This is a genomic window from Nonomuraea sp. K271 (genome assembly GCF_009908215.1).
GTDB classification, from domain to species: domain Bacteria; phylum Actinomycetota; class Actinomycetes; order Streptosporangiales; family Streptosporangiaceae; genus Nonomuraea; species Nonomuraea longispora.
Window position 1 is genome coordinate 1 of record NZ_JAAAHR010000397.1, and the last position, 675, is coordinate 675.

At 77.9% G+C, this 675-nt stretch carries 1 pseudogene; it reads right to left on the reverse strand.

What is annotated here, in order from left to right:
• Window positions 1-472: 472 nt before the first annotated feature.
• Window positions 473-675 (reverse strand): annotated as a pseudogene (locus tag GUY59_RS49715) (hypothetical protein); the annotation flags it as partial.

Here is a 675-nt window from a genome sequence, read left to right on the forward strand (position 1 = left end):
CGCTCATGGCGGCGGGTCGCTTTCCGGAACCGAGGGCGTCCCCACGGACGGTACGGACCGGTCGCCGGGTTCCCGTGGCGGCCGGAGGGGGCGGGCGCGTGGCCGCAGGCAGCAGGCCGCGCCCGACCCGGACCTTACGAACTCCCGTGGCCGGTCAGCGGACGGTGGTGACCGGCCCTCGGGTCAATCCGGCGGCTGGCCCGCTGCGGCGAGCGGGGAGGGCGACGGCGGCCGGCCGGCTCGCGCGCGCGGAGGACGCAGATCGGCCCGCCGGGCTGCCGCCGACCCACCCGCCGGCGATCCGGGAGCCGGGCCGCTCGGAGCCGGTACCAACACCGGGCCGTTCGCCGGGGGGAACGCGGCGGCAGGGGGCTTCCCTGACAGCACCGGGCAGCCCGGATCGGGAGGCGCCGGCTGGTTCCGCGACGACGGCCACGCCCACGGGCCCGGCAGAGACGGGGACATCGGCCGGTCACAGGGCCGGCGGGGCGCCGGCCGGTCCAGTGGTGGTGAGGACGTTGGCCGGTCTGAGGGTCGGCGGGGTGGCGGTTGGTCCGGTGGTGGTGAGGACGTTGGCCGGTCCGCAGGTCGGCGGGGTGCTGGCCGGTCCGGTGGTGATGGTGCCGGTTGGCTGGAGAAGCGGCGGGGTGCCGGTCGCTCTGGCGGGAGTCAGGA